12 protein-coding genes are annotated in these 14,122 nt (G+C 54.4%); all 12 read left to right on the top strand.

The genetic code is table 11. The annotated features are described in order from the left end of the window. The first annotated feature begins 34 nt into the window (after nt 1–34). The 12 genes from AC2TF6_RS15370 to AC2TF6_RS15315 all read left to right on the top strand — a co-directional run bounded on the left by AC2TF6_RS15370 (nt 35) and on the right by AC2TF6_RS15315 (nt 14,113). Nucleotides 35–1,303 (top strand): chitinase, encoded by a 1,269-nt coding sequence (locus tag AC2TF6_RS15370; protein ID WP_491307487.1) that lies wholly within the window; start codon nt 35–37, stop codon nt 1,301–1,303. 328 nt (nt 1,304–1,631) lie between these two features. Then, the gene (locus AC2TF6_RS15365; RefSeq protein WP_369996266.1) at nt 1,632–2,333 is read left to right on the top strand and encodes a response regulator transcription factor; all 702 of its coding nucleotides are present in this window, start codon (nt 1,632–1,634) and stop codon (nt 2,331–2,333) included. Beyond that, entirely contained in the window at nt 2,330–3,322 is a 993-nt protein-coding gene (locus AC2TF6_RS15360) for a sensor histidine kinase (RefSeq protein WP_491307486.1), read from the top strand. Before AC2TF6_RS15365 ends, AC2TF6_RS15360 begins: the two co-directional genes overlap by 4 nt. 236 nt (nt 3,323–3,558) lie before the next feature. Further along, nucleotides 3,559–4,329 carry an ABC transporter ATP-binding protein gene (locus tag AC2TF6_RS15355; protein ID WP_491307485.1) on the top strand — a complete coding sequence of 257 codons (771 nt, stop codon included), beginning with the start codon at nt 3,559–3,561 and terminating at the stop codon, nt 4,327–4,329. Further along, entirely contained in the window at nt 4,304–6,247 is a 1,944-nt protein-coding gene (locus tag AC2TF6_RS15350) for an FtsX-like permease family protein (RefSeq protein WP_491307484.1), read from the top strand. The genes AC2TF6_RS15355 and AC2TF6_RS15350 overlap by 26 nt, the downstream gene beginning before the upstream one ends. A gap of 4 nt (nt 6,248–6,251) precedes the next feature. After that, on the top strand, nt 6,252–7,253 hold the full coding sequence (locus AC2TF6_RS15345; RefSeq protein ID WP_491307483.1) for a DUF418 domain-containing protein: 1,002 nt from the start codon (nt 6,252–6,254) through the stop codon (nt 7,251–7,253). A gap of 225 nt (nt 7,254–7,478) precedes the next feature. After that, nucleotides 7,479–7,679 carry a DinB family protein gene (locus AC2TF6_RS15340; RefSeq protein ID WP_491311665.1) on the top strand — a complete coding sequence of 67 codons (201 nt, stop codon included), beginning with the start codon at nt 7,479–7,481 and terminating at the stop codon, nt 7,677–7,679. Between the two features lie 126 nt (nt 7,680–7,805). Further along, nucleotides 7,806–8,564, top strand: coding sequence for an AAA family ATPase (locus tag AC2TF6_RS15335; RefSeq protein WP_491307482.1), 759 nt, complete (start codon nt 7,806–7,808; stop codon nt 8,562–8,564). A 163-nt stretch (nt 8,565–8,727) separates the two neighbouring features. Continuing rightward, complete coding sequence (gene rlmN, locus AC2TF6_RS15330) at nt 8,728–9,789, top strand: dual-specificity RNA methyltransferase RlmN (RefSeq protein ID WP_491307481.1); 1,062 nt, start codon at nt 8,728–8,730, stop codon at nt 9,787–9,789. Nucleotides 9,790–10,183: 394 nt separating this feature from the next. Further along, nucleotides 10,184–11,698 (top strand): FAD-dependent monooxygenase, encoded by a 1,515-nt coding sequence (locus AC2TF6_RS15325; RefSeq protein WP_491307480.1) that lies wholly within the window; start codon nt 10,184–10,186, stop codon nt 11,696–11,698. 311 nt (nt 11,699–12,009) lie between these two features. Continuing rightward, on the top strand, nt 12,010–13,062 hold the full coding sequence (locus tag AC2TF6_RS15320) for a FecCD family ABC transporter permease (RefSeq protein WP_491307479.1): 1,053 nt from the start codon (nt 12,010–12,012) through the stop codon (nt 13,060–13,062). Between the two features lie 31 nt (nt 13,063–13,093). After that, the gene (locus AC2TF6_RS15315; protein WP_491311664.1) at nt 13,094–14,113 is read left to right on the top strand and encodes a FecCD family ABC transporter permease; all 1,020 of its coding nucleotides are present in this window, start codon (nt 13,094–13,096) and stop codon (nt 14,111–14,113) included. Nucleotides 14,114–14,122 lie beyond the last annotated feature (9 nt).

Raw genomic sequence — 14,122 nt, 5'->3', positions numbered from 1 at the left:
GCAAACAAATATTTATAGTTAAAGGAGAATGATTATGTCTCATTGGAAATATCCGCTTTCTACCCGGTTTATGTATCGTGCCCTCTGTTTTGCTTTGGGGAGCGCCATTCTTTTGTCACCTTTGCAAGCGCTTGCAGCATCTGAAACGTCGCATGCCGTTGAGGCGGGAAATTCTTTTTCTTCTCATAAAAGCGAAAATGATAACGCTTACAGAAAAGGCGGCAAGCATAAGCGTCTGACTCAGGGAAGCCAGCTGGAGGTCGGCGAAAGCCGTGTGCTCAGCTCCAAGGAAATCCGCAAAGAATGGGACGGCATCGAGCCCGAATACAGCCCGGATAAGGCCGTAGAGGCCGTCAAAGCGGCACTGCCGCAAAAGGATTACGAGGAGCTGTTCTCGTACCGGCTCGGATCGGCGCAGTGGCATGAAGCCGCCAAAGGGAAGGAGTACGACAAGGAAAGCCAGACCGATTATTTCTCTTACGAGAACCTCATTCAGGCCGTAACCGAGGCGGCAAACATCAAGTACAAGGTCGGGACGCGGAAGGGGTCCAAAAATTCGCAGGAGGTTTTCCGGCTGGACAAAGAAGGGAAGACGGAAACGTTAGTCTCCCGTTCGGCCGATTTCAATTCGGAAGCCAACCGGGGCAAAATCATCGAAACCGAGATCGTGGATTACGGCACCTTCCTGAAAGAAGGCACGAAGAAAAACCGCAAGCGGGAGCTTGCCGCTCTGCTGGCCCATCTCTCCCACGAGACGGGCGGCGGATGGGATGCCGCTCCGGGCGGACCGCTGCGCTGGGGGTTGTTCTGGAATGAAAATATCGCCGGCCGAACGGGGCAGAATATGTCCAATTTCGTCGATCCCGACAGTTCCAAGCTGTACCCGGGCTTCGGGGATAAGCGTTATTACGGGCGCGGGCCGATCATGCTCAGCTGGAACTTCAACTACGGCCTGTTCAGCTCGATCATTTACGGAGACAAGAACATTCTGCTTAAAAATCCGGAGATCGTGGCGGCCGAAGGCAAAATCGGGTTCATGACGGCGATTCTGTTCTGGATGACGCCTCAGGCGCCGAAGCCGTCCGCGCACGATGTCATGATCGGCAAGTGGAAACCGTCGAAAGAGCTGGCCGAGAAAGGGCTGAAGCCCGCCGGTTTCGGCATTACGACGATGGTGCTTAACGGGCTGGAAGCAAATCAGCCTGAAACCCGCCGTGCGGCCCATTACCGGGATATTACGAGCCGGATGGGCGTCGATATCTCCGGGGAGAAGCTGGATACGCTGGGAATGAAGCCGTTCTGACGAAGCTAGAGGCTGTAGATACGCGAAGGCCGCCGGGAAACCGGCGGCTTTTTTTGCATTAAAACTCAGCGGAATACTCAATATTCAGCTGCTGGTACCATCATGGATCGGCAGTTTTTCGTTCCAGTCAGAGGACCTGATATTGATCCGCAAAGGATCAGACATCCGAAGAATATCATAGACAAGCTATCAACTTTAACAAGAGCGCAGTGGCCAAGAGACTCAGGATAATTCACGATTGATGTCTCCTCACTTTGCACCTCTTTTAGCGGCATGGTAAGGTAAATCTGTTCCACTATTTAACTGCTGAAGAGGTTGTGAGGCTGTCATGTATAAAATTTTCATCGTGGAAGATGACCCGAAAATCGCCGGCCTTCTGCGTTCGTATCTCGTCAAGTACGGATACGAGGTGGACGAAGCGGAAGATTTCGGCCGCGTTCTGGACGCGTTTCTGGCGTCCGGGGCTCATCTGATCCTGTTGGACGTCAATCTGCCGAGCTATGACGGATTTTACTGGTGCCGCCAGATCCGCGCCCATTCCGTCTGTCCGATTCTGTTTATTTCCGCCCGGGACAGCCAGATGGACCAGGTGATGGCGCTGGAGAACGGGGCGGATGATTATATAACGAAACCTTACGATATGGAGATCGTTCTGGCCAAAATCCGCAGTCATCTGCGGAGAGCTTACGGCTCGTACGCTCAGACGCAGGAGGAAAGAACCGTGCAGTGCGGTTCACTCGTGCTGTATCCCGAGCGGTATGTCGTCAGCGTGGACGGCCGGTCCGCCGAACTGACGCAGAAGGAATCGGTGCTGCTGGAGGCGCTGATGGAGAAGCAGGGACGCGTCGTCGGCCGGGAACGGCTGCTGGACCTGATGTGGGAAGACCAGCATTTTATAGACGACAACACGCTGAACGTATATATCACACGGGTCCGCAAAAAGCTCAAGGAACTGGGCTGCCCGCAGGCCGTGGAAACCGTAAGAGGGGCCGGTTACCGCTTCGGCGCAGCGCCTCCCGGACCCGTATGAGCCTGTTCTGGAAAGACCACAGGCCGCTGCTGCTGTTTTATCTGGCCCAGATGCTGCTGGTGCCCGCCCTCTATTGGCTGAGCGGGGAAGGCCGCCCGCCCGGGATCGTGCTTTACGGGATGGCGATCAGCTTCGCCGTGCTTCTGCTGTATCTCCTTTTCCGGTACTGGCAGCAAAGTGCGCTTTACAACAGCCTGGACCATCCTTCGTCCGCCGCGGACGGCAGCTTTGAGATGCCGGGGGACTCGGCGCTCGCGGAGGCGTTCCGGGAAGTGCTTCGCGCGAAGGAGCGGACGTACGAGCAGCAGCTTCATGCGTATCAGAGCAAGATGGACCGGCATATCGAGTTTATGAACCGCTGGGTCCATCAGATGAAAACCCCGCTGTCGGTCATGCAGCTTACGCTCCGGGAGCTGGAAGACGAGCATATGCAGAGCCTTCAGGAGGAACTCGACCGCATCCGGAAAGGGCTGGAGATGGTGCTCTACACCTCGCGGCTGGACCGGTTCAGCGAAGATTTTCGCGTGGAAACGACGAACCTTCTGCGGGTGGTCGGCGAGTCGGTGGCGGAAAACCGGCGGCTTTTCATCCGCAAAGGGATTGCCCCGAAGCTTCATATCGGCGAGAGTCTGGAAGTGTACACCGACCGGAAATGGCTGCGTTTTATGCTCGGTCAGATTTTGACCAATGCCGTTAACTATTCCGCCGGAAAAGGGGACAGCGTCTCGATTGCCGCTTTCACACAGGGAAACGCCACCGTGCTGGAAATTACGGATCAGGGAATCGGGATAGCCTGCGAAGACTTGAAACGGGTGTTCAACCCGTATTACACGGGCCAGAGGGGCAGGCAGTACCACGAGTCGACGGGAATGGGCCTGTACCTGGTCAAAGAGATCGCCGGGAAACTCGGACACGCTGTCGAGCTGGAATCGGAGGCGGGTGCCGGCACGACCGTGCGGATCCTTTTCCGGCCGGGACAACGAATCTGACCGGAGGCAACCCGTACAAGCAGGGCGCTGCAAGCTGCAGCGCTCTTTTTTCTGCCCGTGGGGGCGCGGCCTGCGAATACTTCCGAACGGAAAGGCGAACATAGTCTTACAGCGATTGTAAGGATACGTTAAGGTAAATCCATAGCCGGTCAGCCCGGAATTTTGTACAGTAGGAGTAAGCTAGCTGATTCACGAACAGAAACCGGACAGAGTATTCCGGGACAGGAGTGAGAAACATGGATATTTTGCAAGTCAAAGCCCTTCATAAAACGTATCCGGGCAAAGTCGTGACCCACGCTCTGACGGATATTCATTTAACGATCGGGAAAGGCGAGTTTGTCGGAGTCATGGGCCCTTCGGGAAGCGGGAAAACGACGCTGCTGAACATGGTGTCGACCATTGACCGGCCGAGCTCGGGGGAAGTAAACATCAACGGGGAAAATCCGTACCGGATGAAGAAAAAAGACCTCGCCGTGTTCCGCCGCAGGCAGCTCGGCTTCGTCTTTCAGGATTTCAACCTGCTGGACACATTGACGGTTGCGGAAAACATCGTGCTGCCGCTGACGCTGGACAACCGCAAGCTCGGCGAAATGGAGCGCAAGCTGCAGGAAGTTGCCGAGCGCCTTGGCATTACGGATATTCTCGGCAAACGCGTGTACGAGATATCCGGCGGACAGCGTCAGCGGACGGCCATCGCGAGGGCTGTCATCACCTCGCCGGTCCTGCTTCTTGCGGACGAACCGACAGGCTCGCTGGACTCCAACGCATCCCGCGTCGTGATGGAGTCTCTCACGGAAATCAACGAGCGCGAAGGTACGACGCTTATGCTCGTGACGCACGATCCTCTCGCGGCAAGCTACTGTCACCGCATAGTTTTTATCAAGGACGGGAAGCTGGCCGCCGAAATTCACCGCGGCGACAGCAGGCAGACGTTTTTCCAGAACATCATCGACACACTGTCTTTCTGGGGAGGGAATACGAATGAACTTTCCTCAATTCGCGTTTAACAACGTCAAGCGCAACGGCCGGGCTTACTTTGCCTATTTTTTGAGCAGCGCGTTTACGGTGATGATTTTTTTCACGTATGCCGTATTCATTTATCATCCTCAGCTCGACCGTTCCTTGATGGGACCGATGACCCGAGCCGGGATGCAGGCCGCCGCTTATGTCGTGTTCGTTTTTTCATTTTTCTTCGTTCTGTATTCCATCAGCATGTTTCTCAAATCGAGAAACAAGGAATTCGGCATTTTAACGATTCTCGGCGCGGATTCGAGCCAGATCAACCGGTTGATTTTCCTGGAAAACATGCTGGTCGGAGCCGCCTCCATCGTTACGGGCATTTTCAGCGGGATTTTTCTGTCCAAGCTGTTCTTGCTCATCAGTATGAAAATGACGGGAATGGAAGATTTGCCGTTTTACTGGCCGGTCCGGGCTATTCTTCTGACCGCGGGTTCCTTCGCGCTTCTGTTTCTCGTTATTTCCCTGCTGACCCTGCTTTTTATCCGTAAAAATAACGTTCTGGAGCTTCTGAACGGCAGCAAAAAGCCGAAAAAAGAGCCGAAGCTGTCGATCTGGCTCTGTCTGCTCGGTATTGTTCTGCTCACAGCAGGCCTTATGGCGCTGCAGATCGGGGAACTGGAACCCGGCAATATCTTTATAGCGGCAGTAACGGGGATTGCGGGTACGTACCTGTTTTATTCACAGCTTACCGTATTGGTCATCCGTATCGTGAAGCGCAGCCGGAAGAGAGTGTGGCGGGGCACGCGGCTGTTGTGGGTGTCTGAGTTCAGCTACAAGCTCAAAGACAACGCCAGGATGTTATTTCTTGTGACGGTCGTGACGTCCGTTTCCTGTATGAGTGCGGGCTTCGTCTTGTCCTACGAGCAGGAGAGCCGGGCGTATTATTTAAACGATCCATCGGCGTTTCGGTTCACTTCCTACGCCTTGGAGAACACAGACAAAGAAGTGAAAGTCATAGACGGCATACTTAAGGCGGCCGGTGTCTCTTATAAGCAGTTGGAGACGGAGACTTTCTATGCTTCTCTTAAAGGAATGCCACGCTATTATGTCGAACCGATCTCGGTCAGCCAGTTTAATATGATCGCGGATACCTACAATCGCGAGCTGACTAGAATGGAAGCTCTTCAATCAGGCGAAGCCGCGGTATTTTATACGAAAGATCCGGGGGGAAAGAAGATTCCGGCGGGCACGATCGAACTGGAAAATCTGCCGGGGGCTTTGAAAGTCACCGAGACACGGACCGCGGAATCACTCGGTTCCATGTTCAGCTCCGGAACGCTGCTTGTCTTGGAAGATAACGAGTTTAAACGGTTAAAAGCCGAGTCCGAGAAAGAGAACCGAATTAGCTCGCGGCGATTCGCCTTTGTGGTTCCCGAGTGGAACACGGGCAAGCTGCCCGAATTCGACAGCCCGGAATCGATTGCCGGCAAAAAATTGCTGGAATGGCACGACGAGCTTCAAAATAAGCGCCAAACGGACAGCTTCATTTCAACCCGGGCCCACAGCTTCTTGCAGCTGCAGCAGGCTACATCGCTGTTCCGGTTTATCGGGGTGTTTATCGCGCTTATTTTCTCGATATCGACCGCAAGCTTTCTCTATTTCAAGCTTCATACGGAGCTGGCTGCGGACAGCCAAATGTACCGCGCGCTTTCCAAGATCGGTTTAAGCGCCGGCGAAATGAGAAAATCGGCGACGGTTCAGATCGCGCTGCTGTTTTTTACGCCGATCGTCGTCTCTACCGTTCAGACCGTCGTCGTTCTGGGCCCCGTCATGAACCGTTTTGGGGTTGCCAATTCGCTTGGCCCAGCCCTAATCGCATCGGCCGGTTTTCTCGCCGCGCAGGCGGTTTACTTCGTCATCGTGCGTTCGCGCTACGTGCGCACCTTGAACAAATGGATGGTTTAGATTTATGAAAACAGAGGCAAGCGTGAAGAACAACAACCGAATTGAAACGCTGGATTATTTAAGAGGGTTTGCGCTGCTCGGGATCATTTTCATTAATATCGGCCAGATGGTTTTCGCGACAACGGACAGAAATGCCGCGGATACTGCTGTCAATACGTTTTTGGACATAGCTGTCAGTCACCGTTTTTTTGTTATCTTTTCCTTTCTTTTCGGAGTCGGTTTCTACCTTTTCGTATCCCGGGCGAAAGAACGGGGAGATCGCGCCATGCTCTTGTTTACGCGGAGGCTGCTGCTGCTGGCGATTGGTCTGGTGCATCACTTCTTCCAGCCTGGAGAAGCACTTTTGATCTATTCGATCCTCGGGTTTCTGCTGATGCCTTTCTTTAAGCTAAAACCGGCCGTCGTGTTTTTGACGGGTTTTATCCTGACGATCGCCGGTTGTTTTACGGTATTTCTTTTGGAGATTTGGGGACTGTTTCTGCTTGGATTATGGGCGGGGCAGATCGGACTTTTCCGACAAACGGACCGCTACCGGCGCGGTCTTCTCATTACAATGACCGTTTCCTTTCTGTTTCTTGTCCCGTCTTACTATGTACAGGAAGAAATTTTCGAGCGGACGGGGATGGTCGATGTGGCTCTTGCGGCAGGCGGTCTTTCGTTCAGCGTGTTTTATGTCACGGCTCTGACACTAATACTTCGGAGCCGTCTGGCTCAGCGATTGCTGGCGCCCCTTAACTATCTGGGGAGAATGGCGCTGACCAACTATCTCATGCAGACCGTGATGATCTTGTCGCTGAGCGCGCTCTTTAACTGGCCGCAGCGAATACATTCCAGTCAACTGGCTTTGACGGCGGCGGGTATTCTCCTGATACAGATGGCCGCAAGCACATGGTGGTTCCGCTATTTCCGGATGGGACCCGCGGAGTACGTGTGGCGGCTCGGGACATACGGGAAAAAGTCCGTCCGGCATTCCTCCGGTATGGGCGAGACGACCGTAAAAGGATAACCGCTCCCGATGTGCACCTCCAATTGTTAGACACCATCTAACAATTGGAGGTGCATTTTTTCGGTATAAAGGAGAAATCATTGCGTACCACTTGAATCGCGCCCAGTCTATTCACTTGTATCTATCATGCTGGACCAAGCTTTCAGCGCCTAAAGGACGATAACACACTGTGAAGTTGGAGTAATATGTTAACGATCACAATCACGAAGGTGCTATGAGGACTGGATCGCTCAGGGACAGGATCTCGATCAGCGGTTTATTCTCGACAACCCGTATACGCGCAAGCGGGATACGAGCTATGCCGAAGTTCTTTTTCAGGTGGCCAATCACGGAACTTACCACAGGGGGAATCTTTCGGCTATGCTGCGCCAAATCGGCCAGTCTTCCGTTATGACCGAATATGCGTTATACTGGTATACTGAATAGTACGGAATGAGGATGCGTCTGACGCGTCCTTTTTTTAATGAAAAAGGCGGCTAACCTGCCGAAATTCCGATCAATCCAACTGTGAATCCGTAGAAAAGCGGACAGCGCAGGCGAGGAGGATGCCCCATGCATGTCGGGAGCGATGACCGGTTTCTCCGTCACATCGAGCTGAAAAGGGAGAGTGTTCCCTCCTGGAAGCGATATCCCTTCGATCTTGATGCGGTCCGGAGCTTGGACCGACTTGTTTTTCACCCGAAGGTAACGTATATCGTCGGCGAGAACGGCACGGGCAAGTCCACGCTTATGGAAGCGATAGCCACGGCATGGGGGTTCAATCCCGAAGGTGGGACGCTGAATTTTTCTTTTGCCACAAACCCCACGCATTCGGAGCTCCACGAGTACATCCGGCTCTCCAAGGGCGTAAGGAAAGCGCGCGACGGCTTCTTTTTCCGGGCGGAGAGTTATTATAACCTGGCTACGAATATCGACGAGCTTGACGCGGCTCCGTGCTCCCAGCCTCTCATCAAAGACTCGTACGGGGGCGTTTCACTTCATGAACAGTCGCACGGGGAATCGTTTTTTGCCGCTTTTGTTCACCGTTTCGGCGGCCAAGGCCTTTACATTCTGGATGAACCTGAAGCGGCGCTGTCTCCGCTGAGACAGATGGCCATGCTTGCGCGCATGCATGAGCTGGTGGGCCGGAACTCCCAGTTTATCGTTTCAACCCATTCTCCCATCCTGATGGCATATCCCGAAGCTGCTATGTACCACCTGTCTGCGAAGGGGATCGAAGAAACAACGCTCGAGGAGACGGAGCATTATGTGATCATGAAGCAATTTCTCAACAATAAAGAGAATATGCTGCGGGAATTGTTCGGTGAATAGAATGAGGCGGACGGAGCGGAAGCAGGAGCCTATAAATTGGCAGCTGTTCTTAAGCCCTTGTGTTACGTTTGGAATTTTGGCACAATGATAGAATGTAAAGCTGTGTTCCGCCCTTTGGCAGGGTGCGACCGGCTGATATGTTTTGCTGAAAAGAGGAGTACGAATGAACAAACCATCCATCTATGGATTAACATTTGATCAGTTGACCGCCTGGCTGCAGCCCTACGGGCATAAGAAATTCCGGGCCTCCCAGATTTGGGACTGGCTGTACCGGAAGCGCGTGGCGAGTTTTGCCGATATGACGGACGTGAATAAAGATTGCCTGGGGCTGCTGGAAGAGCACTTTGTCCTCCAGACGCTGGAGGAACACGTGAAGCAGGAATCTTCCGATGGGACCGTCAAGTTCCTGTTCCGGCTTTCCGACGGAAACCTTATCGAAACGGTGCTGATGAGGCACAAGTTCGGATTATCCGTCTGCGTCACGACCCAGGTCGGCTGCAATATCGGGTGCAGCTTCTGCGCGAGCGGCCTTCTCAAGAAGAGCCGGGACTTGTCCGGCGGCGAAATCGTGGAACAAATCATGAAAGTCCAGTTCTATCTGGACAAGGCGGGCAAGGAAGAGCGCGTAAGTCATATCGTCGTGATGGGGATCGGGGAGCCGTTTGACAATTTCGAGAATCTGTCCGATTTCCTGCGCGTCATCAAAGACCACAAAGGACTGGCGATCGGCGCGAGACACATCACGGTCTCTACAAGCGGACTTGCCGACAAAATCGTCGAGTTTGCCGATTCGGATCTCCATGTGAACCTGGCGGTTTCGCTGCATGCGCCGAACAACGAGCTGCGTACGCGAATCATGAAAATCAACAAAGCGATTCCCATTGAGAAATTGATGGATGCGATCGATTATTATTTGGGCAAAACCAACCGCAGACTCACCCTGGAATATATTCTGCTTAAAGACGTGAACGACGCCCGGGAGCATGCAGAGGAGCTGGCCGAATTGATCGGAGACCGTCGTCCGCTGGTCAACGTCAATCTCATCCCGTACAACCCGGTCGATGAGCACAGCCAGTATCAGCGGAGCGAGAAGGAATCCGTCCGCGCTTTTTACGATATTCTGAAGAAGCAGAATGTAAGCTGCAGCGTGCGGCTGGAGCATGGAGCGGATATTGACGCCGCCTGCGGGCAGTTAAGAAGCAAGCAAATCAAAGCGACCGGTTAAGAAGAAGCCGGACATAAAATCAAACGGAAACATGAAGCGTATCCCGGACGGGATACGCTTTTTTTTGCAGACTGTGTGCAGCTTCCGGCGTTCGTTGGGGCGTCGCATAACGGGATCAACCACATGTAGAGGAAGATATGCTGATAAATTCATTTACAGGTTACCATGTGATCATCAAATTCAGAAACATATCCAGATCCCATTGAAATATTCTTCCTGCGTAGCTAATATAGTAACCAAAAGGATACCAGAAAATATGGAAAAGGCATTCTTCCGGAGTCAATTAGAAAGGAGGAAGCTGACCGAGCAATTGTTTAAAGTATTATATGGTAACGTTTACAACGATGATCGTCACTAACTCGGAACATTTTGTTCGGACGGGAGTAGATGAACAATGGAACAAGTTCTGATTGTGGGAGCCGGTCCTACTGGTCTGGTGCTTGCCCTTCAGCTGGCTCGTTACGGGGTGCCGTTTCGGATCATCGATAAAAATGCGGGTCCCGGCGAGGCATCAAGGGCGATGGCGGTTACTTCGCGGACGCTGGAGTATTACCAGCAGATGGGGCTGGCGGAGGAAGTCGTAAGCCGGGGCATCAGGGTCGACCGGGGGGACATCTGGACGGGAAACCAAAAGAAAGGGACCCTGCCATTCGAAAAAATGGGAGAGGGGCTGAGTCCGTTTCCGTTCGTCTTCACGTTTCCCCAGGACGACCACGAGCGTCTGCTTATCGAGGCTTTAAAAGACCGGTCCGCCGAAGTGGAGTGGAACACGGAATTGGTCTCCTTCGCGCAAAGGGACGGAGAAGTCGAGGCCGTCTTAAAACGGCCGGAGGGTGAAGAGAGCCGCACGTTCCGTTATTTGTGCGGTTGTGACGGCGCCCACAGTCGGGTGCGCAAAAGCATGGATAACCCGTTCGAAGGCGAGAAGTACGAACAGGATTTTTATGTGGCGGACCTACACGGAGAGGGCGGAATGTTTTCGGGGCGCAGCATGGGCATCCACTTCGCGGACGAAGAATTCGCCCTCGTATTTCCCGTGCGGAGCAGCGGGACATACCGGCTGATCGGTGTCGTGCCCCCGGCTTTCCGGGAGCGGGAGCCGCTGTCCTTCGAGGATATGTACCCTTATTTGCGCCGGAATCTCGGTCTCAACACGGCTGAAGTCAACTGGTTCTCCAAGTATCATGTCCATCACCGCGTTGCCCGTCATTTCCGCGAAGGGAATGTATTTATTGCCGGGGATGCCGGCCATATTCACAGCCCCGCGGGCGGTCAGGGAATGAACACGGGCATCGGTGATGCCGTAAATTTGGGCTGGAAGCTGGCTGCCGTCGTTCAGCACCGGGCTGCCCCGTCCGTTCTCGATACCTACGAGGCGGAACGTCTTCCGTTCGCAAAGCTTCTCGTGGATACGACGGACAGAGTTTTCAAAGCGGTGATCTCTACCGGCAGGGTGAGCAGACTGGTCAAAAAGCATCTCTTTCCGTATGCGGGCCCGTTCTTGTTCCGCCGCCCGGCGTTACGCAGAAGATGGTACAGGTTGATCTCGCAAATAAGGATCACGTACCGGGGAAGCGCACTTGCATCGGGAAAAGCGGGATTGCTGCAGGGAGGGGACCGTCTGCCTTATGCGGAAGTGAACTTCACTCCGCTGGGATCGATGGACTGGCAGCTTCACGTGTACGGCAGAGCGGGACGGCTGCTCCGGGAAGCAGGGGAAGAGCTGGGGCTGCCCCTGCACGAATTCTCATGGAGCCGGGAGACGGAGAAAGCCGGACTCGCGGAAGATGCCCTGTATCTGGTCCGGCCGGACGGCCACATCGGCTTCGTTAACGCCGAACAGGATATCGCGCTGCTGCGCGTTTACCTGGCGAAGCATAAAATCGTTTCCCTTTCCGGAAAGTCTTGAGCCGCCGCTAATCCTGTGCATCGAATGTGCCTCCGACAATTTATCTGTTTATATTATAGAAGCAATTGAGTCAAAGCCGTCCGGAGGGGCGGCTTATTTTCGTTGGAAGGAGACAACCGTCCGGCCATTTAACGGTTTTGATTTTGATAACAGGGTCCGCGCGCTGCAAATCTTTTCTCTTTTGTACAAAAAAGTTCTCGCTTTTGTCCATTGCCCAGGAAAAAGATGTCGCTTAAACTGAATCTTGTGATAATGAGAATCAATATCACTGATAAGAGTCTCACCAAATACTAACGTACAGGGTGGCAGGTATGATTCAGCAAAATGCAGCAAGGGAAACGCAAGCAGCTTCATCCGTTCCGCTTCGCACCCGTCCGCTGGCCGCAGCCCTCATTCTCACAGCGGGGATTCTCCTCCTGGTATTGGGAATAGGGGTATCGGTTTCATTCGGGGCAGCCGACATTTTATTCTCGACAGTCTGGGAAGCTGTCTTTCATTTCAACCCGGAATCTACACAGCATCAGATTATCGCCGATCTGAGGATGCCGCGCGTGCTGGGCGGCGCCATGGTAGGGGCGAGCTTTGCGGTTGCCGGAGCGATCATGCAGGGCATGACGAGGAACCCCCTCGCGGACTCGGGTCTTCTCGGCCTGAACGCGGGAGCGGGCTTTATGCTGGCGCTCTGCTTCGCTTTTTTCCCGGGCTTGGCCTATTCCAAGCTTATTCTCATGTCGTTTCTCGGTGCGGCTGGCGGAGCCGTGCTGATCTACGGGATCGGCTCCATGGCCAAAGGCGGCTTGACGCCCCTGCGGCTGGTTCTCGCGGGAGCGGCTTTGAGCGCTCTTCTTTCCGCGCTGAGCGAAGGAATCGCCTTATATTTTCATATCGGCCAGGACATTGCTTTCTGGTATGCGGGAGGCGTAAGCGGAACCACCTGGATTCAGCTCAAGGTCATGCTGCCGTGGTTTTTGGCCGCGCTGCTTGGCGCCATCGCGCTTTCCCGTTCGATTACGATGCTCAGCCTGGGGGACGAAATCGCCAAAGGATTGGGGCAGCGGACCGGACTCGTTAAACTGGGCGGCACGGTTGTTGTTCTCATCCTCGCGGGAGCGTCCGTCTCCGTAGTCGGAGCGGTGGGCTTCGTCGGGCTGATCATTCCGCATTTGACGCGCTATCTGGTCGGCGTGGATTACCGCTGGATCATACCGTGCTCAGCGGTGCTCGGCAGCCTGCTGGTCGTCGTGTCCGATCTGGCGGCCAGAATGATCCACCCCCCTTACGAAACGCCCATCGGGGCGCTGATCGCACTAATCGGGGTTCCGTTCTTCCTCTACCTGACGCGCAAAGAAAGGAGGGAGCTGTAACGTGAACCTGAATCTGGACTACTCGCCCATTATGGCGCATGAGAAAAAGCGGAAAAGAAGAAATATCGCGATTCTCGTTATTTTCGGTCTGCTTCTTGTCCTTACGTTTGTCATCAGTATGAACATCGGCTTTATCCGGCTTTCTCCCACGGAGCTTTTCACAACGCTTATCGGAGAAGGGACACGGAAGCAATCCTTGATCCTGTTCGATTTCCGGCTGCCCCGCATCGTGCTTTCGATGCTTGCGGGGGCGGGTCTGGCGATATCCGGAGCCATTTTGCAGGGCATCTCGCGCAATGCGCTGGCCGATCCCGGAATTTTGGGCATCAATGCCGGAGCGGGACTTGCGGTTCTGCTATTTATCTGCTTCTATCCCTCTGCCGCTGCCGCTCCGGTCTTCCTGCTTCCCGTACTCGCTCTGGCGGGCGCCGGTGCGACGGCGATGCTGATTTATACGCTTGCGTTCAAACGTAACGAGGGGTTGTCTCCAACCCGGCTCCTGTTGTCGGGTATCGCCGTGGCGGCCGGAATCAGCGCCGCGACCATCGTACTGACGCTACGGATCTCTCCGGAGAAATACCAGTTCGTGGCCACGTGGATGGCGGGAAGCATTTGGGGGACGACCTGGAAGTTTGTGATCGCGCTCCTTCCCTGGATCGTCATCCTGTCGATCTACGTATTCTGCAAAGCGCGGGTGCTCGATGTGCTCAACCTGGGCGATCAGCTGGCCTTGGGACTTGGCGCTCCCGTGGAGAGGGAGCGGTTGCTGCTCCTCGCTTCCGCCGTCGGTCTCGCGGGCTCCTGCGTTGCGGTAAGCGGCGGAATCGGCTTCGTCGGGCTCATCGCCCCGCATCTGGCCCGCAGACTGGTGGGACCGGGCCACAAAGTCCTTCTCCCGGCCGCAGCTCTTGCCGGGGCGCTGCTTGTATGCGCAGCCGACACGCTCGGCCGCTGGGTCCTGCAGCCTTCCGAAATGCCTGCCGGAATTGTGGTCGCGGTCATCGGCGCTCCTTATTTCTTGTACCTGCTTGCGCGGTCCAAGACGGAGTAGAAGAGCCTG

The sequence above is a fragment of the Paenibacillus sp. JNUCC 35 genome (assembly GCF_058269095.1).
Note: the sequence above shows the minus strand (reverse complement) of the source record. Positions and strands in the feature narration are given on the sequence as shown.